General features: G+C 67.4%; 22 protein-coding genes. 10 read left to right on the forward strand and 12 right to left on the reverse strand.

Annotated elements, in window-relative coordinates:
- The first annotated feature begins 102 nt into the window (after positions 1–102).
- From TSH20_RS27590 to TSH20_RS27600, 3 genes are all read left to right on the forward strand, one after another.
- Complete coding sequence (locus TSH20_RS27590) at positions 103–1791, forward strand: cache domain-containing protein (RefSeq protein ID WP_158282072.1); 1689 nt, start codon at positions 103–105, stop codon at positions 1789–1791.
- Between the two features lie 92 nt (positions 1792–1883).
- Positions 1884–3011, forward strand: coding sequence for a PLP-dependent cysteine synthase family protein (locus TSH20_RS27595; RefSeq protein ID WP_109155541.1), 1128 nt, complete (start codon positions 1884–1886; stop codon positions 3009–3011).
- 17 nt (positions 3012–3028) lie between these two features.
- Positions 3029–3448: a winged helix-turn-helix domain-containing protein gene (locus tag TSH20_RS27600; RefSeq protein WP_109155540.1), complete on the forward strand. Its 420-nt coding sequence runs from the start codon at positions 3029–3031 to the stop codon at positions 3446–3448.
- Positions 3449–3512: 64 nt separating this feature from the next.
- Here TSH20_RS27600 and TSH20_RS27605 read toward each other — a convergent pair whose 3' ends face one another.
- Both TSH20_RS27605 and TSH20_RS27610 read right to left on the reverse strand, forming a co-directional pair.
- Positions 3513–3755 (reverse strand): Lrp/AsnC ligand binding domain-containing protein, encoded by a 243-nt coding sequence (locus tag TSH20_RS27605; protein WP_085089209.1) that lies wholly within the window; start codon positions 3753–3755, stop codon positions 3513–3515.
- 4 nt (positions 3756–3759) lie between these two features.
- Positions 3760–5319 (reverse strand): DEAD/DEAH box helicase, encoded by a 1560-nt coding sequence (locus TSH20_RS27610; protein WP_109155539.1) that lies wholly within the window; start codon positions 5317–5319, stop codon positions 3760–3762.
- 257 nt (positions 5320–5576) lie between these two features.
- Here TSH20_RS27610 and TSH20_RS27615 point away from each other — a divergent pair, with 257 nt between their 5' ends.
- Both TSH20_RS27615 and TSH20_RS27620 read left to right on the forward strand, forming a co-directional pair.
- Entirely contained in the window at positions 5577–6122 is a 546-nt protein-coding gene (locus TSH20_RS27615) for a hydrolase (RefSeq protein WP_109155538.1), read from the forward strand.
- A 16-nt stretch (positions 6123–6138) separates the two neighbouring features.
- Positions 6139–6855, forward strand: a complete 717-nt coding sequence (locus tag TSH20_RS27620) for an alpha/beta fold hydrolase (RefSeq protein ID WP_109155537.1) — start codon at positions 6139–6141, stop codon at positions 6853–6855.
- Positions 6856–6861: 6 nt separating this feature from the next.
- Here the strand turns inward: TSH20_RS27620 and TSH20_RS27625 are convergent, their stop codons facing one another.
- The 5 genes from TSH20_RS27625 to parE form a co-directional block, all read right to left on the reverse strand.
- Positions 6862–7416 carry a hypothetical protein gene (locus TSH20_RS27625; protein WP_109155591.1) on the reverse strand — a complete coding sequence of 185 codons (555 nt, stop codon included), beginning with the start codon at positions 7414–7416 and terminating at the stop codon, positions 6862–6864.
- Positions 7417–7505: 89 nt separating this feature from the next.
- Positions 7506–8312: a hypothetical protein gene (locus TSH20_RS27630; protein WP_247871104.1), complete on the reverse strand. Its 807-nt coding sequence runs from the start codon at positions 8310–8312 to the stop codon at positions 7506–7508.
- 125 nt (positions 8313–8437) lie between these two features.
- The gene (locus TSH20_RS27635) at positions 8438–8914 is read right to left on the reverse strand and encodes a hypothetical protein (RefSeq protein WP_109155536.1); all 477 of its coding nucleotides are present in this window, start codon (positions 8912–8914) and stop codon (positions 8438–8440) included.
- Positions 8915–9055: 141 nt separating this feature from the next.
- The gene (locus tag TSH20_RS27640; RefSeq protein ID WP_109155535.1) at positions 9056–9493 is read right to left on the reverse strand and encodes a hypothetical protein; all 438 of its coding nucleotides are present in this window, start codon (positions 9491–9493) and stop codon (positions 9056–9058) included.
- Between the two features lie 45 nt (positions 9494–9538).
- Positions 9539–11527 carry a DNA topoisomerase IV subunit B gene (gene parE / locus TSH20_RS27645; RefSeq protein WP_109155534.1) on the reverse strand — a complete coding sequence of 663 codons (1989 nt, stop codon included), beginning with the start codon at positions 11525–11527 and terminating at the stop codon, positions 9539–9541.
- A gap of 108 nt (positions 11528–11635) precedes the next feature.
- Between parE and TSH20_RS27650 the strand changes: the two genes are divergently transcribed.
- The gene (locus TSH20_RS27650) at positions 11636–12031 is read left to right on the forward strand and encodes an acyl-CoA thioesterase (protein ID WP_085089201.1); all 396 of its coding nucleotides are present in this window, start codon (positions 11636–11638) and stop codon (positions 12029–12031) included.
- A gap of 120 nt (positions 12032–12151) precedes the next feature.
- Here the strand turns inward: TSH20_RS27650 and TSH20_RS27655 are convergent, their stop codons facing one another.
- The 3 genes from TSH20_RS27655 to TSH20_RS27665 are packed head-to-tail and all read right to left on the reverse strand — an operon-like array spanning position 12152 to position 14858.
- Positions 12152–13195, reverse strand: coding sequence for an ABC transporter substrate-binding protein (locus tag TSH20_RS27655; protein WP_109155533.1), 1044 nt, complete (start codon positions 13193–13195; stop codon positions 12152–12154).
- Between the two features lie 35 nt (positions 13196–13230).
- A complete protein-coding gene (locus TSH20_RS27660; protein WP_109155532.1) occupies positions 13231–14031 on the reverse strand; it encodes an ABC transporter permease in 801 nt (266 codons plus the stop codon).
- A 5-nt stretch (positions 14032–14036) separates the two neighbouring features.
- Positions 14037–14858, reverse strand: a complete 822-nt coding sequence (locus TSH20_RS27665) for an ABC transporter ATP-binding protein (RefSeq protein WP_109155531.1) — start codon at positions 14856–14858, stop codon at positions 14037–14039.
- A gap of 268 nt (positions 14859–15126) precedes the next feature.
- Here TSH20_RS27665 and ftsH point away from each other — a divergent pair, with 268 nt between their 5' ends.
- The 4 genes from ftsH (at position 15127) to TSH20_RS27685 (ending at position 20345) form a co-directional block, all read left to right on the forward strand.
- On the forward strand, positions 15127–16908 hold the full coding sequence (gene ftsH, locus TSH20_RS27670; protein ID WP_109151416.1) for an ATP-dependent zinc metalloprotease FtsH: 1782 nt from the start codon (positions 15127–15129) through the stop codon (positions 16906–16908).
- Between the two features lie 129 nt (positions 16909–17037).
- Positions 17038–17826 carry a transporter substrate-binding domain-containing protein gene (locus TSH20_RS27675; RefSeq protein WP_109155530.1) on the forward strand — a complete coding sequence of 263 codons (789 nt, stop codon included), beginning with the start codon at positions 17038–17040 and terminating at the stop codon, positions 17824–17826.
- Entirely contained in the window at positions 17823–19421 is a 1599-nt protein-coding gene (locus TSH20_RS27680; RefSeq protein ID WP_247871103.1) for a SpoIIE family protein phosphatase, read from the forward strand. The genes TSH20_RS27675 and TSH20_RS27680 overlap by 4 nt, the downstream gene beginning before the upstream one ends.
- Before the next feature lie 165 nt (positions 19422–19586).
- Entirely contained in the window at positions 19587–20345 is a 759-nt protein-coding gene (locus TSH20_RS27685) for a response regulator transcription factor (protein WP_109155528.1), read from the forward strand.
- Between the two features lies 1 nt (position 20346).
- On the opposite strand, the gene TSH20_RS27690 is transcribed toward TSH20_RS27685, so the two are convergent.
- A complete protein-coding gene (locus TSH20_RS27690; RefSeq protein WP_109155527.1) occupies positions 20347–21396 on the reverse strand; it encodes a HAMP domain-containing sensor histidine kinase in 1050 nt (349 codons plus the stop codon).
- Complete coding sequence (locus TSH20_RS27695; protein WP_348770458.1) at positions 21393–21818, reverse strand: DUF1987 domain-containing protein; 426 nt, start codon at positions 21816–21818, stop codon at positions 21393–21395. The genes TSH20_RS27690 and TSH20_RS27695 overlap by 4 nt, the downstream gene beginning before the upstream one ends.
- Between the last annotated feature and the right edge of the window lie 80 nt (positions 21819–21898).

A 21898-nucleotide genomic window follows, 5' to 3' on the forward strand; every position in this document is an offset into this window, starting at 1 on the left:
GTGTCATACTTCGCATTAGAGTTACATCAATTAGCGAAGCGCACTATGCCGTGCCCCGCAGGCGACGGTCGCGGTGGTGCGCGTATCGTGTGGGGCTGGGCAATGTTCACCAAACTCAACAGCATCAAGGCGAAGCTCCTGATCCTTCAGGGGCTGTTCCTCGCCACCATCCTGGTGGCCGGCATCTGGTCGGCGACGTCGAAGCGCGAGACGATGGTCGAGGGATACCACAAATCCATCGAGGCGGTGGTGCAGACCTCGCTATCGATCATGAAGTCTTACGACGCGCGCGCCGCCAAGGGCGAGTTTAGCCGCGAGGAGGCGCAGACTCGCGCCAAGACTGCGCTGCGGGCCCTGCGCTTCTTCGGCAACGAATACATGTTCGGCTACGAATTCGACGGCACCAACGTTTTCCACGGCGTCCGCCCCGACCTGGAAGGCACCCGCAAGCTGGCCGATTTCAAGGACAGCAACGGCGTGTTGGTGATCCGCGGACTGATCGACTCGGCGCGCAGCGGCGACGGCACGCTGATCTACAACTTCCCCAAGGCCGGCGGCACCGAACCGTTTCCGAAGCTGGCCTATGCCGCGATCTTTGAGCCGTGGGGCTGGATGATCGGCACCGGAGTCTACATCGACGATGTCGACGCCGCTTTCCGCAGCACGCTGATCGAGACCCTGGCGGTGACGCTGGCGGCCGCGCTGGTGCTGGGGCTGTTCGGCTTCCAGTTGGTATCGCGCATCGGCAAGGGTCTCGACGGCATCGCCTCCGCCACCGGCCGCATCGCCAAGGGCGATCTCGCCGCCCAGGTCGCCGGCACCGACCGCGCCGACGAGGTGGGGGCGCTGGCCCGCTCGGTGGAAACCCTGCGTCTCAGCGCCATCGAGGCGGAAGACCTGCGCCGCCGCCATGCCGCGCTGGAACGGGAAGCCGACGAGGCCCGTCGCGCCACCATGAAGCGGCTGGCCGACGAGTTCGAAGGCACGGTCGGCGCGCTGGTCCGCTCTGTCGCCGAGTCGGCGGGTCAGCTGACCCACACGTCGGGCGCCATGAGCAGCGGGGCGGAACAGACCACCCGGCTGATGGACGGCGCCGCCCGCGCCGCGGGGACCACCTCCGGCAATGTCCAGGCGGTGGCCGGCGCGACCGAGGAGTTGGCCGCCTCCATCCGCGAGATCGCCCAGCAGATCGCCGAATCGACGACCGGCTCGGCCCGTGCGGTGGAGGATGTCCGCCGCACCTATGCCCTGATCGAGCAGTTGGACAGCGTCGCCCGGCGCACGGTGGAGGTGGTCGACCTGATCCGCTCCATCGCCGAACAGACCAACCTCCTGGCCCTGAACGCCACCATCGAGGCCGCCCGCGCCGGCGAAGCCGGCAAAGGCTTCGCCGTGGTGGCGAGCGAGGTGAAGAACCTCGCCAACCAGACCGCCAAGGCCACCGACGATGTCCAGGCGCAGATCGCCGCCATGACCGACGCCACCTCGTCGGTGGTCGAGGCGATGCGCGGGGTCGGCGGCGCCATCGAGACGGTGAACAGCGTCGCGTCCAGCATCTCCGCCGCCATCGAGGAACAGGGAGCGGCGACCCGCGACATCAGCCGCAACGTCAACGAGGCGGCGCAGGGCGTCAGTTCGGTGTCCGACAGCCTGAACCTGGTGTGCAGCCACGCCACCGCCACCGGGCAGGCCTCCGCCGAGGTCGCCGCCGCGGCCCGTGCGGTGGGTGAGCGCGCCGACCGCATGCTGGGCGAAGTGTCCGCCTTCGTCGCCCGCATCCGTCAGGGCTGACCGCCTGTTGCGGTGGGGAGGGTATTCTACCGGATGCATTCGGTAAAATTCCGCGCTATGGATGGGGTCAGCGAATTGTCGGACAGGACTCCATGACCGCCCCCTCCCCCGCTCAGACCACCCCCACCTCCGCCCGCCGGGGCTGGCTCGACGAGGCGCTGCGCCGACTCGAGGCGGACGTGAACCGCTCCGCCGACACCCACCTGCTGCGGCTGCCGGTCCCGGCGGCGCAGGGGATCACGCTGTACCTGAAGGACGAATCGACACACCCCACCGGCAGCCTGAAGCACCGGCTGGCGCGGTCGCTGTTCCTCTACGCCATCTGCAACGGCTGGGTGCGCGAGGGCACGACCGTGATCGAGGCGTCGTCGGGATCGACGGCGGTGTCGGAAGCCTATTTCGCCCAGCTGCTGGAGCTGCCCTTCGTCGCCGTGGTGCCGCGCAACACCTCGCCGGCCAAGATCGCGCAGATCGAGTTCTATGGCGGCCGCTGCCATATGGTGGAGCGCGCGTCGGAGGTCTGTGCCGAGGCACAGCGGCTGGCCCGCGATTGCGACGGCCATTTCATGGACCAGTTCACCTATGCGGAGCGCGCCACCGACTGGCGCGGCAACAACAACATCGCCCAGTCGATCTTCGAACAGCTGGCGCAGGAACCGCATCCGGTACCGGACTGGATCGTCTGCGGCGCCGGCACCGGCGGCACCTCGGCCACCTTCGGGCGCTATGTGCGCTATCGCCGGCTGCCGACGCGGGTGTGCGTCGCCGATCCGGAGCATTCCGCCTTCTTCGCCGGATTCCGCGACAACGACCCGAAGGCCAGCGTCGGACGGGGGTCCGGCATCGAGGGCATCGGGCGGCCGTCGGTGGAGCCGTCCTTCCAGCCGACGGTGATCGACCGGATGATCCGCGTGCCCGATGCCGCCAGCATCGCCGCCGTCTGGGTGCTGCGCGAGCGGCTGGGCCGCGCCTGCGGCGGCTCCACCGGCACCAATCTGGTGGGCTCCATCGAGTTGATCGCCGAAATGATGCGCGAGGGCCGGCAGGGCAGCGTCGCCACGCTGATCTGCGATCCCGGCGACCGCTATATGGGAACCTACTTCAACCGCGATTGGCTGCAGGCGAACGGGTTTGACATCGACCCGTGGTGCGAACGGATCGACGGCTTCTTCCGGACCGGCGCCTGGAGCGGCGACGGGCTGGAAACGGCCGGACGCTGACCGGGGAGCCGGCCGCCATGACCCGCATGCGGATCCGCATCGATTTCGAGACCGGCGGCTCGATCGGTCCCGGCAAGATCGCTCTGCTGGAGCGGATCCGCGAGACTGGCTCCATCTCTGCCGCCGGGCGGGCTCTGGGCATGTCCTACCGGCGGGCGTGGCTGCTGGTGGACGACCTGAACCGCATCTTCCGCGAGCCGGTTGTGAGCGCCGCGGTCGGCGGCAAGCATGGCGGCGGCACGGTGCTGACCGGGTTCGGAGAACAGGTGATCGACCATTACCGCGCGGTCGAGCGCGAGGCGCATGTGGCGACCGCCCACCGGCTGGCGGCGCTGGCCGCGGGGATCAATCCGGATTACGGCGCGGACAAGCAGGTGGACGACGGGAGCTTTGCCGGCGATCCGGGGGTGGGGCCGGGATGCGGGCCGGGCAAGTAACCGAACTCCATGAAAAAAGGCCGGGCTCCACGCCCGGCCTTTTTTTCGTCGGAAGTCACTGCTCTTACGCGAACGCCTTGTAGGCAATCAGCGTGAAGGTGTCGCGGACGCCGGGAAGCGTCTGCACATGCTCCGTCACAAAGCGGCCGATGTCGTCGTCCTGCTTCAGGTAGCATTTCATCAGCAGATCATACTGGCCGGAGATGGAATGCACCTCCGACACCTGTTCGATCAGCTGCACCGCCTGATCGGCGACTTCATAGGCGCGACCGAGATCGCACTTGACCATGACGAAGATGGTCTGCACGGGCTCAGCCCTCCTCGGTCGAGGCTTCGCTGGACGGACGCGGGCGGGCCGAGCGCAGCATGAAGGCCGGCATGTGATCGCCGAAACCGATCACCGGCACGTCGTCGTCATCGTCGTCGCGGCGGCGGCGGCGGTCGCCGCGATCACGGTCGCGGCGCGGCTCGTTGCTGCGGCGGGTTTCGGCGGCGGCCAGCGATTCGCGGGGCTGGCGCTCCTCACGAACCGGACGGTCTTCGCGCACAGGGCGCTCCTCGCGGACGGGACGCTCTTCACGGACCGGACGCTCGTCGCGGGGGGCGGCGGCCTCCTCACGCGGGGCGCGCTCTTCACGGCCGCCGCGGGGCGGACGGGCTTCCGAGCGGCTGTCCGGCTTGGCACCACGGCCGCCACGGCCACGGCCACGACCGCGGGAGCTGCCGTCTTCCTCGCCGAACTCGGCCGTCTCCAGGCCGTCGATGGCGATCATGGGAATCTCCCGCTTGATGAGGCGCGTGATTGCGCCGACAAGTTTCGTGTCGTCCGGCGTGGCCAGCATGAAGGCCCTGCCCTGCTTGCCGGCACGGCCGGTGCGGCCGATCCGGTGGACATAGTCGTCGGGGGTCAGCGGAACGTCGAAATTGAAGACGTGGCTGAGACCCTGGACGTCGATGCCGCGGGCGGCGACGTCGGAGCAGACCAGCAGCGAAATCTCGCCCTGCTTGAACCGCTCCAGCGTCTCGGTGCGCTTCGACTGCACCATGTCGCCGTGCAGCGCGCCGACATTGAAGCCGTGGCGCTCCAGCGACTTCTGCAGGACGGCGATGTCGCGCTTGCGGTTGCAGAAGATGAAGGCGTTCTTGACGTCCTCGGTCTGCAGCAGATGGCGCAGCGCCTTGCGCTTGTCCATGTCATGGACCAGCACCATCGCCTGGGTCACCGTCTCCGCCGGCGAGGCGGGCGGAGCGACGCTGATCTCCATCGGCTGGGTCAGGAAGGCATCGGCCAGACGACGGATTTCCGGCGGCATCGTCGCCGAGAAGAACAGGGTCTGGCGGTTCTTCGGCAGCTTGCTGACGATGCGCTCGATGTCCGGGATGAAGCCCATGTCGAGCATGCGGTCGGCCTCGTCGATGACGAAGACCTTGATGTCGTTCAGCATGATGTTGCCGCGCTCGAACAGGTCGATGAGACGACCCGGAGTCGCGATCAGCACATCCACGCCACGGTCGAGCTTCTTCACCTGTTCGGTGAAGGTCTCGCCGCCGATCAGCAGCGCCATGCTGAGCTTGTGGTACTTGCCGTAGGTCTCGAAGCTTTCCGACACCTGGGCTGCCAGCTCGCGCGTCGGCTCCAGGATCAGAGACCGCGGCATCCGCGCGCGGGCACGGCCCGACGCCAGGATGTCGATCATGGGCAAGGTGAAGCTCGCCGTTTTGCCGGTGCCCGTCTGCGCGCAGCCCAGCACGTCGCGGCGTTGCAGGACACAGGGAATTGCCTGTTCCTGAATGGGCGTCGGTTGGGTGTAACCCTTGTCCTCGATGGCGCGCAGGACGTCAGGGCCAAGCCCAAGTTCCGAAAAAAGCATCCAACCTGTTTCTGTTCTGGAGTGCGGAAATCGAGCGTTCGACGCCCGATGCCTGGATGAGGCCGAAGAATAGGAAGTCAAAGCTGCATGTCAATAGATCCGATGTTCCGAAACCGAAAATTGGCGCGAAAACACACTGCGTTGGCGAATTCGGCGCTCTGCGCTAGGTTGTCGTCCGGCAGTACCGCGAGTCGCGGCGCTTGCCGGCGCCCCGATCGGGGGCTGTCCGCTTCAAATGGAACGGTCGAGAGCATTTGATGATTCTTCGTGCCCAGGAATCGGTGCTGGTGGTGGTGGATGTGCAGGAACGGCTGCTGCCGGCCATCCACGACTCCGAGCGCGTCGTCCGCAACGCCGCGATGCTGCTGAAGGGGGCCGCCGCCCTGTCGGTGCCTGTGCTGGTCACCGAGCAATATCCGCGCGGCCTGGGGCCGACGGTGGACGCGGTGCGCGCCCACCTGCCGGAAGGCACGCCGGTGATCGAGAAGATCACCTTCGGCAGCACCGGCGAGCCGGCCTTCAATGCGGCGGTCGAAGCGTTGAATCGCCCGCAGATCGTGCTGTGCGGCACGGAGGCGCATGTCTGCGTGATGCAGACCGCGTTGGGGCTGCGCCAGCAGGGCCACGCGGTCTATCTGGTCGCCGACGCGGCGTCGTCGCGCACCCCCGCCAACCATGCCATGGCGGTGGAGCGGATGCGTGCCGCCGGCGTGACCATCGTCACCACCGAGATGGTGCTGTTCGAGTGGATGGAACGGGCCGGCACGCCGGTCTTCAAGGTCGTCAGCGCACTGGTGAAGTGAGCGCAGGAGAAGCCGCATGTCCTCGAATCCCACCAGCCGCCCTGCCCTGATCCTGCTGCCCGGCATGCCGCTGGACGCGGCGCTGTGGGACCATCAGGTCCGGCACCTCGGCGACATCGCCACCCCGCAGGTGGTCGAACTGGCGGATTGCCCCAGCATCGCGGCGATGGCCGACAAGGTGCTGGCCCAGGCGCCGGAACGCTTTGCCGTCGCCGGCCTGTCGATGGGCGGCTATGTCGCGCTGGAGATCCTGCGCCGCGCGCCGGACCGGGTGGTGCGGCTGGCCCTGCTCGACACCAACGCCCGACCCGACACGACAGAGGCGACGGCAACCCGGCGGGAGGCGGTGGCACTCGCCCGGCAGGGGCGCTATGGGCAGGTGATCCGTGCCGCCCTGCCCCGCCTGATCCACCCGGACCGATTGGCCGATGACGGATTGGTCCGTTCTGTCCTGGCGCAGATGGAGCGCGTGGGCGTCGATGGCTATGCGCGGGAGCAGGAGGCGATCATCAACCGGGTGGACAGCCGGCTCGGGCTGGCGGCCATCCGCTGCCCGACTCTGGTGATCTGCGGGCGCCAGGACATCCTGACGCCGCCGGCCCTGCACGAGGAGATGGCGGACGCCATCCCCGGCGCCCGGCTGGTGCTGATCGAAGACTGCGGCCATCTGTCGGCGATGGAGCAGCCGCAGGCGGTCACCGCGCTGATGCGCGACTGGCTGCTGTGGGATTGAGTCTGCTCAGCAATTGGGCCCGTTGCAGAACAGGTCCGCCCGCGGGCTGGGGAACAGCGAGAAGGTCATGTCGCTGATCAGGCTGCGGAAATCCGGATCGTCCGGCCCCTGCGGCCGGTCGAGCCAGCCGGTGGCGGAGGTCAGCGCGGCACCCGACCGGCAGAACGCCCCCTGCACGACGATGGCCCCGCCCGGCGGCGAGGTCCGGATCGGGCCGTTCGTGCAAAGCTCCGAGTTCAGCGTGTTTTCCGCCACGTTGAAGGCCAGCACCACCTTGTAGTCGCGCCGCGCCGTATCGTTGGGCGTGGTGGTCAAATTGGTCTTCACGCCCATCACGCGGTTCTGCATGTGCGGCAGCACCTTCTCCGCGAAGCGCTCCGGCGGCAGACCGAAGGGATCGCCGTGCAGCACCACCCGCAGGTCTCGGTTGCCCGCTGCGTAGGCGACTTCGCTGAGCGTGTAGGCGGGAGCCGGCTCGCTCGCCACCACCCGCTCGTTGGTGCAGGCGGCGAGAGTCGAAGCGCCCAGCAGGAGGGCGGCGAGCGGCGGGAGCATGCGCATGATGTGATCGTCCGTTGGTGTCTCTGCCCCCGATATGGGGAGCGGCGCCGCACCGGACGAGAGGGTCAGCCCGGTGCGTGGCCTGAGCGTCACACGTCCTTCAGCCATTTATCCGCAGCCCGGGCGATCAGAGCGGGATAGCCGGGAAGCTCCGGCCCGATCAGCGGAAGATCGAATTCGGCGACGATCCGCGCCACGGTCTCGTCGGTCAATTCCAGCCCGAGTGCGCGGGCGCGGCGGGCGATGACGAGTTCCTGGCCCCAGACATAGACCCGCCGGGCGCCGGTGTTGCGCGCCATGATCCGGGACTGCTCCATCCGCTCGTCGCCGTTGATCGGCAGCCAGATATCGGTCATCAGCGTGTCGGCCGGCTCGTCGGTGCGGTATTCCAGCGCATCGGCGTTGACGATGGAAATCTTGGCCAGGGCGTCGGCCGGAAGCTGGTCGAACAGGCCGACGCGCTGGTTCACTTCGATCACGTCGGGATCCAGTTCGACCACCGTGACCCGCGTCACCTCCGGCCGCAGGGCCGCGTTCACCGCCGCCCAGCCCATGCCCATGCCCATCACCACCGTATGGCCGGTGGCGGCGCGGACGCCGATCTCCTGGCTTTCGATCTCCATCGGCGTCATCGACATCCAGCAGCGATACTCGCCGTCCGCCTCGCGCCGCAGCAGGGCAGCCATATCGGTCGTCATAAGCGCCGGGCTCCAGTAGCCGGCACTGAGCAGGATCGGCGCCACCTGCAACCGCCAGCGCCCGACCTCGCAGGGCCGGTAGCGGGGGACGAACAGGTCGGTGACGAATGGGGTCAACGCCGACAACGCGTCGGCGACCATCTCGGGCGGGATGGGATCGGCCGGAATGTCAGCGCCGGAATGGGTCAAGGGGGGCATGCGCCTCCTGCGGGTCGAGCCGTGGTCCGCGAGACGGTCTCCCGGATTGGCGGCATCGCGAATGATAGCCCAGGGGACGCATTCCCCAAAACGGCGAAACGAATTTGGGAATTTCCATCCGACCTTCAGAGCTGGCCGTCGCCGTCCGGCATCATGCCGGTTCTAAGGTATTCATACGCACGCCAGCGGTCGTCATGCGGCATCCGCGCCCGCCGCAAAGGCTCGGCTTCGACAAACAGCATCCGGCGGCGGAACGCCATCGGGCTTTCGACCAGCAGGATCGGCTTTTCCGCCTGCACCCCAGGCGGAAACCACGGGCGGCGAAGGAAGCGGCAGGGATCCTCGGTCCAGTCCGGCGGCTTGCCGAGATGCCAGCGGCGCACCAGATGTTCGCCCACCGCTCCGGCATAGGCATCGAAGACGTCGTCGCCGAGCAGTTCCGGCGACTCCTGGACCCGGGCATACCGGCTGGCCTCGTCGCGGTCCATGTAGAATTCGTCGAGGAATTCGCCCAACGCCACCGAGAAGGTTTGCTGTCCGGATTTATAACGTCGGATGGCCGCGCCCAGCGTTCCAGGACGGCGGTTCAGGTTGTCGGTCATTCTCGCACCCCCGGTCGGCGTAACCTTGAACGATATCCTCGATCTTGGCGGCGATGCGCGCATTTATTCCGGGAACCTGCGGATAGCAGAGCGTCACGAGTTCGGCCAACTGCTCTGGCGTTGCCAAGCCCGTGACATCCATCAGAAAATAGAGGTCCCGCCTGTCCCGGCCAGACCTTCGGGATCGTCAAGCCTGCTGGCAAGCAACTTCATCGCCAACATGTATTCCGGGGTCGGCAGGTAGACGCGAAGACCGACCGGCCCCTGTTTGGGAAACTCCCCGAACGGAAGCAGGTTCGGCTGAGGATTGCCCTTCGGCGGAGCGACGTTCTTCACCGCCTGATTGAGCCAGTCGTCGGGTAGGCCGAGACGGCGCCCGACAGCATCGGCCAACTGGTAACCGCGGCTGCGTTCGCTGAGAAAAACCGCGTCGACGTCTCGCGTCACGTCGCGGATGTTGCCGGCAAGCAAAAGGCACGATCCGCCGTAAACCGCGATGTCGATGACCTTGCCGTCCTGTGCGGCAAGGTCACCCATCAGCTCGAACGCCCGCTCCAGCAGGTTCCTCGACAGCTCCACAATGCCTCCGCCGATCTCGCGCCTCTGCGCCTCAGGCCGCCGCCATCACACGTCGATGTCGTCGGCCTTCACGAACTTCGCGTTGTCCTGGATGAACTTGAAGCGCAGTTCCGGCCGCTTGCCCATCAGGTCTTCCACCAGCGATCGGGTACGCTCGCATTCCGGCTTTTCCTCCGGATCCGCGGCATTGGGCACGACCACGCGCAGGAGGGAGCGCTTGGACGGATCCATCGTCGTGTCGCGCAGCTGGGCCGGCATCATCTCGCCCAGGCCCTTGAAGCGGCTGATGTCGGGCTTCTTGCCCTTGAACATCTTCGACAGCAGCTCGTCCTTGTGGGCGTCGTCGCGGGCGTAGACCTGCTTGTTGCCGTGGCTGAGACGGTAGAGCGGCGGCAGGGCGAGGTAGAGGTGGCCCTCCTGAATCAGGCCCGGCATTTCGCGGTAGAAGAAGGTCATCAGCAGCGACGCGATGTGGGCGCCGTCGACATCGGCGTCGGTCATGATGATGACCCGCTCATAGCGCAGCTTGTCGGTCGAGAAGTCCTTGCCGATGCCGCAGCCGAGCGCCTGGGTCAGGTCGTTCAGCTCCTGATTGGCCTTCATCTTGTCGACCGACGCGCTGGCGACGTTCAGGATCTTGCCGCGCAGCGGCAGGATGGCCTGAGTCTCGCGCTGGCGCGCCTGCTTGGCGGAGCCGCCGGCCGAGTCGCCCTCCACCAGGAACAGCTCGGTGCCCTCCGGGGAGTTGCGCGAGCAGTCGGCCAGCTTGCCGGGCAGGCGCAGGCGGCGGGTGGCCGACTTGCGCGTCATTTCCTTGGACTGCTTGCGGCGCGCCCGCTCCTCGGCCTTCTCGATCAGGCGTTCCAGCAGGCCGTTGGCGCTCTGCGGGTCGCCGGAGAGCCAATGGTCGAAATGGTCCTTCACCGCGGTCTCGACGAGGCGCTGCGCCTCCGCCGTCACCAGCTTTTCCTTGGTCTGGCCCTGGAAATGCGGCTCGCGGATGAAGACCGACAGCAGGACGCAGGCGTCGCCCATCACGTCGTCGGCGGTGACCTGTCCGGCGCGCTTGTTGTTCGTCAGCTCGCCATAGGCCTTCAGGCCGCGGGTCAGCGCGGTGCGCAGGCCAGCCTCGTGCGTGCCGCCCTGCGGGGTCGGCACGGTGTTGCAGTAGGTGTGCGAGAAGCCCTCGTCATCGTCGGGCCACGCAACCGCCCACTCCACCCGGCCCTGGCCGTTGGGGAAGTCGAGCGCGCCGGCGAAGGGCGCCCGCGTCAGCGTCTTGCGGTCCTTCAGCGCGGCGTTCAGGTAATCCTGAAGCCCGCCGGGGAAATGCAGGGTCTCCGAAGCGGGCGTGGTGGCGTCGACCGACAGCAGGGTCGGATCGCAGCTCCAGCGGATTTCGACGCCGCGGAAGAGATAGGCCTTGGAGCGCGCCAGCCGGTACAGCCGGTGCGGTTCAAAGTGAGCGGTCTCGCCGAAGATTTCCGGGTCGGCGTGGAAGCGGATGGTGGTGCCGCGCCGGTTGACGTTGCCGCGATGGGCCAGCGGCCCCTGTGGCAGGCCGCGGCTGTATTCCTGAACGTAGAGCTGCTTTTCGCGGGCGATTTCAACGGTCAGCCGGTCCGACAGGGCGTTCACCACCGACAGGCCGACGCCGTGCAGGCCGCCCGAGGTCTGGTAGACCTTATTGGAGAATTTGCCGCCGGAGTGCAGCGTGGTCATGATGACCTCCAGCGCCGACTTGCCCGGATATTTCGGGTGGTCGTCGATGGGGATGCCGCGCCCGTTGTCGCGGACCATCACCGTGTAGTCGGCGGTCAGCTCCAGGTCGATCCGGCTGGCATGACCGGCCACCGCCTCGTCCATGGCGTTGTCCAGGACCTCGGCCACCAGATGGTGCAGCGCACGGTCGTCGGTGCCGCCGATATACATGCCCGGTCGGCGCCGGACAGGCTCCAGCCCCTCCAGAACCTCGATGTCCTGGGCGGAATAGCTGTCGGCCTTGGGGGCCGTGTTCTCGAAAAGATCGCTCATGACGGGATGATAGGAATTTCGTCAGGGGTGCGCAAGCGCGTCCTGGGCCGTTTATAGTGCGGTGCCACAGGCTTTGGGGCAGGAATTTTTCGTGACGCCGGAGGAAGCATGAGCGCAGCGGACACATACGACTTCGACAATGGCCCTGCCCTGCGGGCCATCGCGATGCCGGCGGACACCAATCCGAACGGCGACATCTTCGGCGGCTGGCTGCTGGCGCAGATGGATTTGGCCGGCGGGACGGTGGCGGTGCGGCGCAGCCATGGCCGCGTCGCCACGGTCGGGATCGAGGCGATGACCTTCCACAAGCCGGTCTTCGTCGGCGATGAGGTCAGCTGCTTCGCCCGGATCGAGAAGGTCGGCCGTACCTCGCTGCGCGTCCGCATCGAGACTTGGGTGCGGCGCGAACGCTCCGGCTCCGACCCGATCAAGGTGACGGAGGGCGTGTTCACCTATGTCGCCATCGGCGAGGACCGCAAGCCGCGCGAAGTGCCGCCGGAGTGAGGGGGTCCCGCTCCTTGAGCCGTTCGCTTTCGTCCGGTCGGGCTGGCGGCGCAGCATAGAAAAAGGGCGCGACATCCTGCCGCGCCCTTTTCCATGGATATTCTCAAGCGGTCGGCAGGCTCACTTCTGCAGGCGCTTCAGGGCGTCCTCGACATACTGGTTGGTGTAGGTCTTGGACAGGTCGATGTTGGCGGATGCCACCGCCGGATCGAAGGCCTTCAGCACCTTCAGCGCGGCTTCGGCGCCGTCCTGGGTGAAGCGACCATCGGGCGAATAGGTCGGCTTGGAATGCTCGAAGGCCTGGGCGTAGAGGTCCTTGTTGCCAAGGAAATACTCCGGCGGCAGCACCTTCAGCACATCCTCCGTGCTGGCCTTGTTCAGCCACAGCATGGTGCGGACGAAGACGTCGGTCAGCGCCTGGGTGGTCTTCGGGTTCTCCTTCACGAAGTCCGGCTTGGCGTAGAGCACGGCGGCCGGATAGGGGCCGCCATAGACCTCCATGGTGCCCTTGGCGGTCCGGGTGTCGGCCAGCACGGTGATGTCGCCATCGGCCTCGGCCTGGCTGATGACCGGGTCGAGGTTGACGATGGCGTCGATCTCACCGCGCTTGATCGCGGCGATGGCGCTGGGGCCGCCGCCGACGCCGATGACCGACACGTCCTCCGGCTTCATGCCCAGAGAGGTCAGGACATAGTTCAGCATGAAGTTGGTGGAGGAGCCGGGGGCGGTCACGCCGACCTTCTTGCCCTTCAGGTCCTTCACCGACTTGACGGTGCCGGCCTTGTTGACGGCGGCCAGCACGATGCCCGGATAGCGGCCGAGCTGCGTCACCGCGACGATGGGCTGGCCCTTGGCCTGCATCTGGATGGTGTGGTCGTAGGCGCCGGTGACGACGTCGGCCGAGCCGCCGATCAGGGCCTGCAGGCTCTTGGCGCCGCCGCCGAAGTCGCTGATCTCGACATTCAGTCCGGCATCCTTGAAGTAGCCCAGCCGCTCGGCCAGCGTCAGCGGCAGGTAATAGAGCAGCGGTTTGCCGCCGACCGCGATCTTGATGTCGGTCTTCTCGAGCTTGTCCTGCGCCGCGGCCAGTCCGGCGGTTCCCAACGCCAATGTTCCCATGGACAGGGCGACCGCAGCGGCCGCGATCAGCGATTTGAATTTCATTGGTTTCCTCCCTTTTTGAATTTCCCTGTGGGATTTCAGTGCTGCCCGCCGCTGGTATCCTGCGGGCGCCAGTGCAGAAGCCGTTTTTCGATCATGGTGACGGCGGTATCGATCAGGACGACGAAGATCGTCAGCACCAGCATGCCGGAGAAGACGCCGACGGTGTCGAACACGCCCTCCGCCTGATGGATGCGGTAGCCCAGCCCGGCGGCGGAGCCCAGATACTCGCCCACCACCGCACCGACCATGGCAAAGCCGACGGCGGTGTGCAGCGAGGAGAAGACCCAGGACAGGGCCGAGGGCAGATAGACGTGGCGGAACAGGTCGCGGGAGCTGGCGCCCAGCATGCGGGCGTTGGCCAGGACCACCGGGCTGACCTCCTTCACGCCCTGATAGACGTTGAAGAAGACGATGAAGAAGACCAGCGTCACCCCCAGCGCCACCTTCGACCAGATGCCGAGCCCGAGCCACAGCGCGAAGATCGGCGCCAGCACCACGCGGGGCAGCGCGTTGGCTGCCTTGATGTAGGGGTCGAAGACGATGGAGACCAACGGCGCGCGGGCAAACCAGAAGCCGAAGGCGATGCCCGCCACCGTGCCGATGACGAAGGCCAGCGCCGTTTCCAGCAGCGTGATGCCGAGATGGTACCAGATGACGCCCGAGGCGAAATCGGCCCAGGTGCGGGCCAGCACCGCTCCCGGAGTGCCGAAGAAGAAGGGGCTGAGGATCTTGGTGTCGGTCAGGACATGCCAGATCAGGAAGAAGGCGATCAGGACGCCCAACTGAAGCAGCAGGATGACCGGACGGCTGGGCAGGCGTTTGGCGTGGGATCTCATATTCGTCACCGCAGCTTGGTCTGGGCGTAGCCCTTCAGCACCTCGTCGCGCAGCTGCGACCAGATTTCCTGGTGCAATGCTAGGAAGCGCGGAGTCATGCGGATTTCCGCCACGTCGCGCGGACGGTCCAGATCGATGCGGTATTCGCCGATCAGCCGCGCCCCCGGCCCGGCGGACAACACCAGCACCCGGTCGGACATGGCGATCGCTTCCTCCAGGTCGTGAGTGATGAAGACCACCGACTTGCGGTCCGCCGCCCACAGGTCGAGCAGCTCGTTCTCCATCATCTGGCGGGTCTGGACGTCGAGCGCCGAGAAGGGTTCGTCCATCAGGATGATCTTGGGATCGACGATCAGCGTCTGGGCCAGCGCGACGCGCTTGCGCATGCCGCCCGACAGCTGGTGCGGGAAACGGTCGCCGAATCCCTCCAGCCCGACGCGGGACAGCCAGGGCCCCGCGCGGTCCCGCGCTTCGGACTTCGAGACGCCGCGGAATTCCAGTCCGGCGGCGACATTGTCGAGCGCCGATTTCCACGGCATCAGCGCCTCTGCCTGGAACATGTAGCCGGCCTTGGGATTGATGCCGGTCACCGGCTGCCCAAAGGACAGCGCGCGGCCCTCGCTGGGCTTCAGCAGGCCGGCGGCGACGTTGAGCATCGTCGATTTGCCGCTGCCGGTCGGACCGACGATCGACACGAACTCCCCATCGGCGACGGTGAAGCTGGCGCCCTGTACGGCGGTGTAGGAACGTCCCCGGCCGTCGGGTGAGGGAAAGGTGCAGGTCACGCCTTCCAGCTGGAGGGCGGGCGCCGCGGCGGCCTCGGCCATGTCGGTATGGTCCTTATCTTTTTGGCGGTGCGGTTCGGCGGGAGATGCGTTTTGGTTGGAATGCCATACTGTCCGAACTGAAGCCTATCGGCAACCGCTTGAGATCTCCGTGGAATCCGAAAGGAGCCATTCCGCAAACGCACCGCTTACGGTGTCAAAGAAGGGACGCGGGCCCTTATCGGTTGCCGCGGCGGCCCGCCGTCCAGCATCAATGCTTCCATCAATGGCATAGATCGAAAGCCAGCCCTTTTTCCTTCGCGGAGCCGATATGCCCACGCTGCCGAAACGCCCGTTGATCGCACTTGCCGTCCTGGCCGCCCTGCTCGCCGCGTGGCTCGGTTTCGCCGCCTGGTACGATCACCACCAGCGGGCGGACGAGCGGCCGGCCACTTACAGCGCGCTGATCGAGCAGGCGGGCCGTGGGGAGATCAGCTCCATCACCTTCGCCAACGGCACCGGCCATGCGGTCGCCGCCGACGGCAGCCGCTACCGCGTGGTCATGCCGGTCACCGACGATCTGTTGAAGGAACTGCGCGCCCACACGGTCGCCATTTCCTTCGAAGAGGGGCCCGGCGGGCTGATGGCGCAGACGGTGGGCGTGCTGGACCGCGCCGCGCCCTTCGTGGTGGTGGCCCTGCTGATCGGCGGGCTGCTGATGAGCGGCGGGCAGTTCTTCGGCATGGGCCGCGCCACCCGCGTGCGGCCGGAGGACACCAACACGGTGTTCGCCGACGTGGCCGGCGTCGACGAGGCGAAGGAGGAGCTGCGCGAGACGGTGCAGTTCCTGAAGGACCCGCGCCGCTTCGCCATGGCCGGCGCCCGCGTGCCGAAGGGCATCCTGCTGGTCGGTCCGCCCGGCACCGGCAAGACCATGCTGGCGAAGGCGGCGGCGGGCGAGGCCGGCGTACCGTTCTTCGCCGCTTCGGGGTCGGATTTCGTCGAGATGTTCGTCGGTCTGGGCGCGGCGCGCGTGCGCAGCCTTTTCAAGACCGCCCGCGCCAATGCCCCCTGCATCCTGTTCATCGACGAGATCGACGCGCTGGCCGGCAAACGCGGCGAATCGACCAGCCATTCCGAGCGCGAGCAGACGCTGAACCAGCTTCTGGTGGAGATGGACGGCATCGTCGAAGGTGGCGAGGTGGTGGTGATCGCCGCCACCAACCGGTCGGAGATGCTGGACCCCGCCGTGCTGCGCCCCGGCCGCTTCGACCGCCATATCCATGTCAGCCTGCCCGACGTGGCAGGGCGGGAGGCCATCCTGGGCGTCCATGCCGGCCGTTTGACGCTGGCCCCCGACGTCTGCGCGCGGACCGTGGCGCGCGGCACGCCGGGCTTCTCCGGCGCGGAACTCGCCAACCTCACCAACGAGGCGGCGCTGTCGGCGGCACGCCAGGGCCGGGTCGTCGTCACCATGGCGGACTATGAGGCCGCCAAGGACCGCGTTCTGATGGGAACGGAACGCCGCAGCCTCGCCCTGACGGCGCACGAGCGGCGGCTGATCGCGGTGCATGAAGCCGGCCACGCGCTGGTGTCCTTGCGCTGCCCGCAGGCCGACCCGATCCACAAGGCCACCATCATCCCGCGCGGCGGCGCGCTGGGCATGGTGGTGCGGCTGCCGGAGGGCGACCGGGTCTCGGTTTCGCGCGCCAAGCTGATGGCCGACATCGCCGTCGCCATGGCCGGCCGCGCGGCGGAGGAGATGGCTTTCGGTCCCGAACACGTCACCACCGGGGCCGAGGCCGACTTCCGCGCCGCCACCGATCTGGCCCGCCGCATGGTCACCGCCTGGGGCATGAGCGAGGAGATCGGCTTTGTCGCCCATGCGGCGGCGGAACCGGGTGCGCGGTCGGAACGGACGGCCTGGCGCATCGACGAGGAGGTCCGCCGCCTCACCGACGAAGGCATGGAGCATGCCCGCCGCCTGCTGCGCACCAACCGCGACGCGCTGGACGGGATCGCCCAGGCCCTGCTGGAGCGTGAGACCCTGAGCGGCCACGAGATCGCCGAACTGGCCGATCGCGAGCAGGAGCGCGCCACCGAGGCGGCCTGAGGCCGGGCACGGACAGTCCGGCACTATCCGGGGTGCTGCCCTGATAGGGGAATGTCCCGCATTGCGGCATGGGTGCATACGGGGGTAGACTGACCCTTACGCGAATAGGGGTTACAGGAGAGGGGCGCGATGACGGGGCCGCTATCCCGCCGCAGGGTTTTAAGGACCGCGCTGCCTCTTCTTTCCGCCCTGCCCTTCCTGGTCTCCCGGCCGGCGGCGGCGCACCAGACCCCCACTGTCATCCGAGTCGGCGCCTATGAATTTCCGCCCTATGTCGACGAATCGGGCGGCGGCGTCACGCGCGACCTGCTGGACCTGTTCAACGCCGCGCAGGATGAATTCCGGTTCGACATGGTGAGGACCGCTCCGCAGCGGCGCTATGACGATCTGGAACAGGGGCGGTTCGACATGATCGCCTTTGAGTGCCGCAACTGGGGCTGGCAGGATCGTCCGGTCGATGCCTCCCGCTCTTTCCTTCGCGATGCGGAGGTGTTCGTCGCCAGGGCAGCGCCGGGAATAGACCAGCATTATTTCGACGACCTGAGCGGCAAGTCGATTCTCGGGCGGCTGGGCTATCACTACGCCTTCGCTGACTTCGAGGCCGATCCCAAGCGGCTGGAACAGCGCCATCACACCCGTGTCACGGTGACGCACGAGGGCAATGTCCGCAGCGTCGTCGCCGGCCGGGCCGACCTCGCCATCGTCACCCGCTCCTTCCTGACCCGCTTCCTGCAGCGCGAGCCGGACTTGGCCCGGCAGGTCCTGGTGTCCGAGCGCACCGACCAGATTTACGAGCACACCATCCTGACGCGGCGCGACCGCAAGATCACCGCCGGCTGGCTCGATGCGCTGCTGGACCGGCTGGAGGCGGACGGACGGCTGGAGACCCTGTGGCGGCGCAGCGGAATCATCGCGTGAGGCGGCGATCCTCCCTGCTGGCGCGGGTGGCCGGGGCCATCCTGCTGACGACGGCGAGCATCGGTGCCGCCGTCATGCTGCTGTCCGAGCAGATCGTCGAGGGGCAGCGCCACCAGGATCTGCTGCACCGGGCGGAACTGGTCGCCGCCACCCAGGCCGACGCGCTGAGCGGCCCGGTGTGGGAACTCGACAACCGCAGCGCCGAGCGCATGATCGAGGCGCTGACCGTCCGCGATCCGGCCATCCGCTCCATCGCCGTCTTCGAGAGCGACCGCGAGGAACCGCTGGCACGCACCTCGTCGGGAGACATCGGGGACGGCGCCGGTCGAATCACGGTCGAGCGCCCCATCGTCCTGCATGGGCGCGAGGGACGGGTGCAGACGGTCGGGCATCTGCGCATCGTCTATTCGACGGCCGAGGTGCGGCAGGCGACGTTGAACGCGCTGCTTCCGGTGGCCGGGCTGCTGCTGCTGTCGCTGCTGGGTGCGATGGCGGCGCTGGGGCTGACGCTGAACCGCATGGTGCTGCGGCCGCTGCGGCGGCTGACCCAACTGGCCAGCGCCATGGCGCGCGGCGATTATGGCGCCCGCATGGACGCCGGGCGGAGCGACGAGATCGGCGTGCTGGCCGACGGCTTCAACCGGATGGCGGCGACGGTGCAGGACCATACCAGCACCCTGGAAAGTCGGGTCCGCGAACGGACGGAGGCGCTGGCCGCCACCAACCGCGCCATCATGGACAGCATCAATTACGCCCAGCTGATCCAGTCCGCCATCCTGCCGTCGACCGATGCGCTGTCGGCCGGGCTGACCGAGCATTTCGTGCTGTGGCGCCCGCGCGATGTGGTCAGCGGCGATTTCTATGTCTGCCGCGAGGTGGCGGACGGCTTCGTCGTCGCGGTGGCCGACTGCACAGGCCATGGCGTGCCCGGCGCCTTCATGACGATGACCGCCAGCGCGATGCTGAACAATGCGCTGGACCAGATGGGTGCGGACGATCCGGCGGCGGTGCTGGCCGCGGTCGACCGCAAGGTCCGCGCCGCCCTGCACCAGGAGGGGAAGGCGCGCAGCGGGATGGACTGCTTCGACAATGGTCTTGACCTGGGGCTGTGCCACATCCGTCCGGCCGATGGACGGCTGGTCTTCGCCGGCGCCCGCGTTCCGCTGCTGATGGTGACCGGCGGCGAGGTGACGGAGCTGCGCGGCGATCGCCTGAGCCTGGGCTATCGCCCCACCGCGAGCGGGCCGGCCCCCGAAGACGCCCCGGGCACTGCCCCAGGTACTTCCGAGTCGCCCTTCACCAACCACAGCATCGCACTGCGCCCCGGCCAGACCTTCCTCATCGGCACCGATGGGCTGGTGGACCAGAATGGCGGTGAGCATGGGCGCAGTTTCGGCCGGAGCAGGCTGCGCCAACTGCTGAGCCAGGGCGGCGATGGACCGCTCGACCGGCTGAAGTCCGACCTGGAAAGCTCGTTGGACCGGTTCCAGGGCAACCGCGAGCAGCGGGACGACATCACCCTGTTCGGCTTCCGCGTGCGGCTGACCGACGCAGCCGCCGTTTCCGGCGCCGGATCCAGCCGCTACGCTGCGTAAAACTCCTGACCCCCTCCCTCAAATCTGTTACAGAGATGCTATTTTTTGTGACAGGTTGTGACGGCAACCCGTCGCGAACGGCAGAAGCCTGCCGAGTTTCTTTCAAAATTTAGGCATCCTAGGGTATGCTACACCCGCTGAAGTGGTGATTGGGGAGAGCACGGCATGGCAGGTCCGACGATCGTCGTGGTCGAAGATGAGAATTCCCTGCGGTCCGACATGGTCGAGTATCTGTCGAGCTGCGGATTCGATGCAATCGGCGCACGCGATGGGGCGGAACTGGACCGGCTGCTGCGGAACCGCAACGCCGCCATCATCATCCTGGACGTGAACCTGCCGGACGAGGACGGGTTCAAGATCGCGGCCCGGCTGCGCGACAGCCATGGCGCCGGCATCATCATGGTGACCGCCCGCAGTTCCACCGTCGACCGCGTGGTCGGGCTGGAGATCGGCGCCGACGCCTATCTGGTGAAGCCGGTCGAGCTTCGCGAACTGGAAGCGCAGGTGAAATCGCTGCTGCGCCGCCTGAGCGAGCGCGCCGCGGAAACTGCGATCCAGGCCGCCAACGGGACCGCAGGCGGCGAGGCCGGCGATTCTGCCGACGAGGCGCGCTGGTCGCTGGACCCCACGGAATGGAGCCTGACCAACCCAGCCGGAATCCGCATCAGCCTGACCAGCATGGAGATGAAGCTGACCAGCCTGCTGGCCGCACAGGCCCGCAAGCCGGCGACGCGCGACCAGATCTCGCAGGCGCTCTACAACCGCCGCTGGAACCCGGAAGACCGCTCCATCGACACCGTCGTCGGGCGCCTGCGCCACAAGGTGGAGGGCGCCATCGGCGGCCCGGCCCCGCTCAAGTCGGTGCACGGGGTCGGCTATGTCTTCTCCGCGCCGATCCGGGTGGTGGGCGCCGCGCAGGGGTGAGTCAGTCCGGAAAGCCCTGGCCCGGCGACGCCCGATCGGGCGTGCGGCGGGGGAACAGCAGGGTGAAGCTGGTGCCGCGATCCGGCGCGCTGTCCACGGTGATCGAACCCATCAGCGCACCGACCACCAGATTGTGGACGATGTGCAGCCCCAGCCCGCTGCCGCCGCGACCGCGCCGGGTGGTGAAGAAGGGCTCGAACACTCTGGCGCGATGCTCCTCGATCATGCCGCGCCCATTGTCGGTGAAGCACAGGCGGACGGTGTCGGGATCGGGACAGTCGACCGTGATCGTCATGTCCCCTGCCCGTCCGTCGGCGAACGCATGGGTCAGCGCGTTCATCACCAGATTGGACAGGATCTGCGACAGCACGCCGGGATAGCTGTCCAGTTCCAGGTCGGCCGGGCAGTTCACCGCGACCGCATGGCCCGATGGCCGCAGCTTCGGCTGCAGGCTGACCAGCGTCTCCCGGATGTAGGCGGCGAGGTTGACACGGCGCCGTTCGGCACTGGCACGGTCGACCGCAACCTGCTTGAAGCCGGCGATCAACTGCGCCGCCCGTTCGCAATTGCCGAGGATCAGGTCGGTGGTGTCGGTCGCGGTGGCGAGATAGCGGGCGAACTCCGCCTTGCCAAGCTCGCCTTCGGCGGCCCGCCGGCGCATCACCAGGGTGGCGTCGGCCAGATGCGAGGCGCAGGAAACGGCGATGCCGACCGGCGTGTTGATCTCGTGGGCCACACCGGCGACCAGCGCACCGAGGGAGGCCAGTTTTTCCGACCGGATCATCGCCTCCTGCGCCTCGCGCAGCCTGTCCAGCGCCGCCTCCGCCTCGCTGCGCCGCCGCTCCAACTCGTGGTTGGCGTCGCTCAACTGGGCCTGCAGCCGGTCGCTGACCCGCACGAGGCGCTGCTGCTCCCGCGTGCTGAGTTCGAAGGCGGCGATGAGGTCGCGGAACTCCGGCAGGCAATCGGGCGCCAGCGCGCCCAGCCTCGTCTCCAGCGCGCGGGCCTTGGCGAGCGCCTCCTCCTCCGCGGCGAAGAGGTTGAAGCTCACGGGGCCCGGCCGGCGGGCAACTCCCGCATCTGGAAGACGACATGCCGCAAATCCTCGGCGAAGTCCTCGCCGAGTTCGCGCATCGATTCGTCATTTTCCTCGACGCACCAGGTTACCGTCACCGCCCGCCCGCCCCGGGCCACCGTCTCCAGCATCTGGAAGATGTTCATCAGCGCCTTGGCGCTGGAGCTGTTGAAATAGAGAAGCTCCATGTCGAAACGGATGGCGCCGCCGTCCGGACGGTCGAGAAAGCCGCGCAATGCGTTGAACACCGGACCGAAGAAACCGGCGACGTCGTCCGGGTACGATTCTCCGGTCATGCGTAAATGGCCGACGGAGAAATCGAAAAAGACGCCCGGCGTGCGTCCGGTGGCGGGGATGATCAGGCTGTCCATGTCGTATCGCTCGGTTCGGCCGCTCATTGGGTCACCTTAGCGCTGGTTGAGCTTTTCACCCCGCATGCGGGGTGAAAAGCTCGGCCCCGACCGAGCACCCGCCATGA

Origin of the sequence: Azospirillum sp. TSH20 (genome assembly GCF_003115935.1) — a bacterium.
Lineage (GTDB): Bacteria > Pseudomonadota > Alphaproteobacteria > Azospirillales > Azospirillaceae > Azospirillum.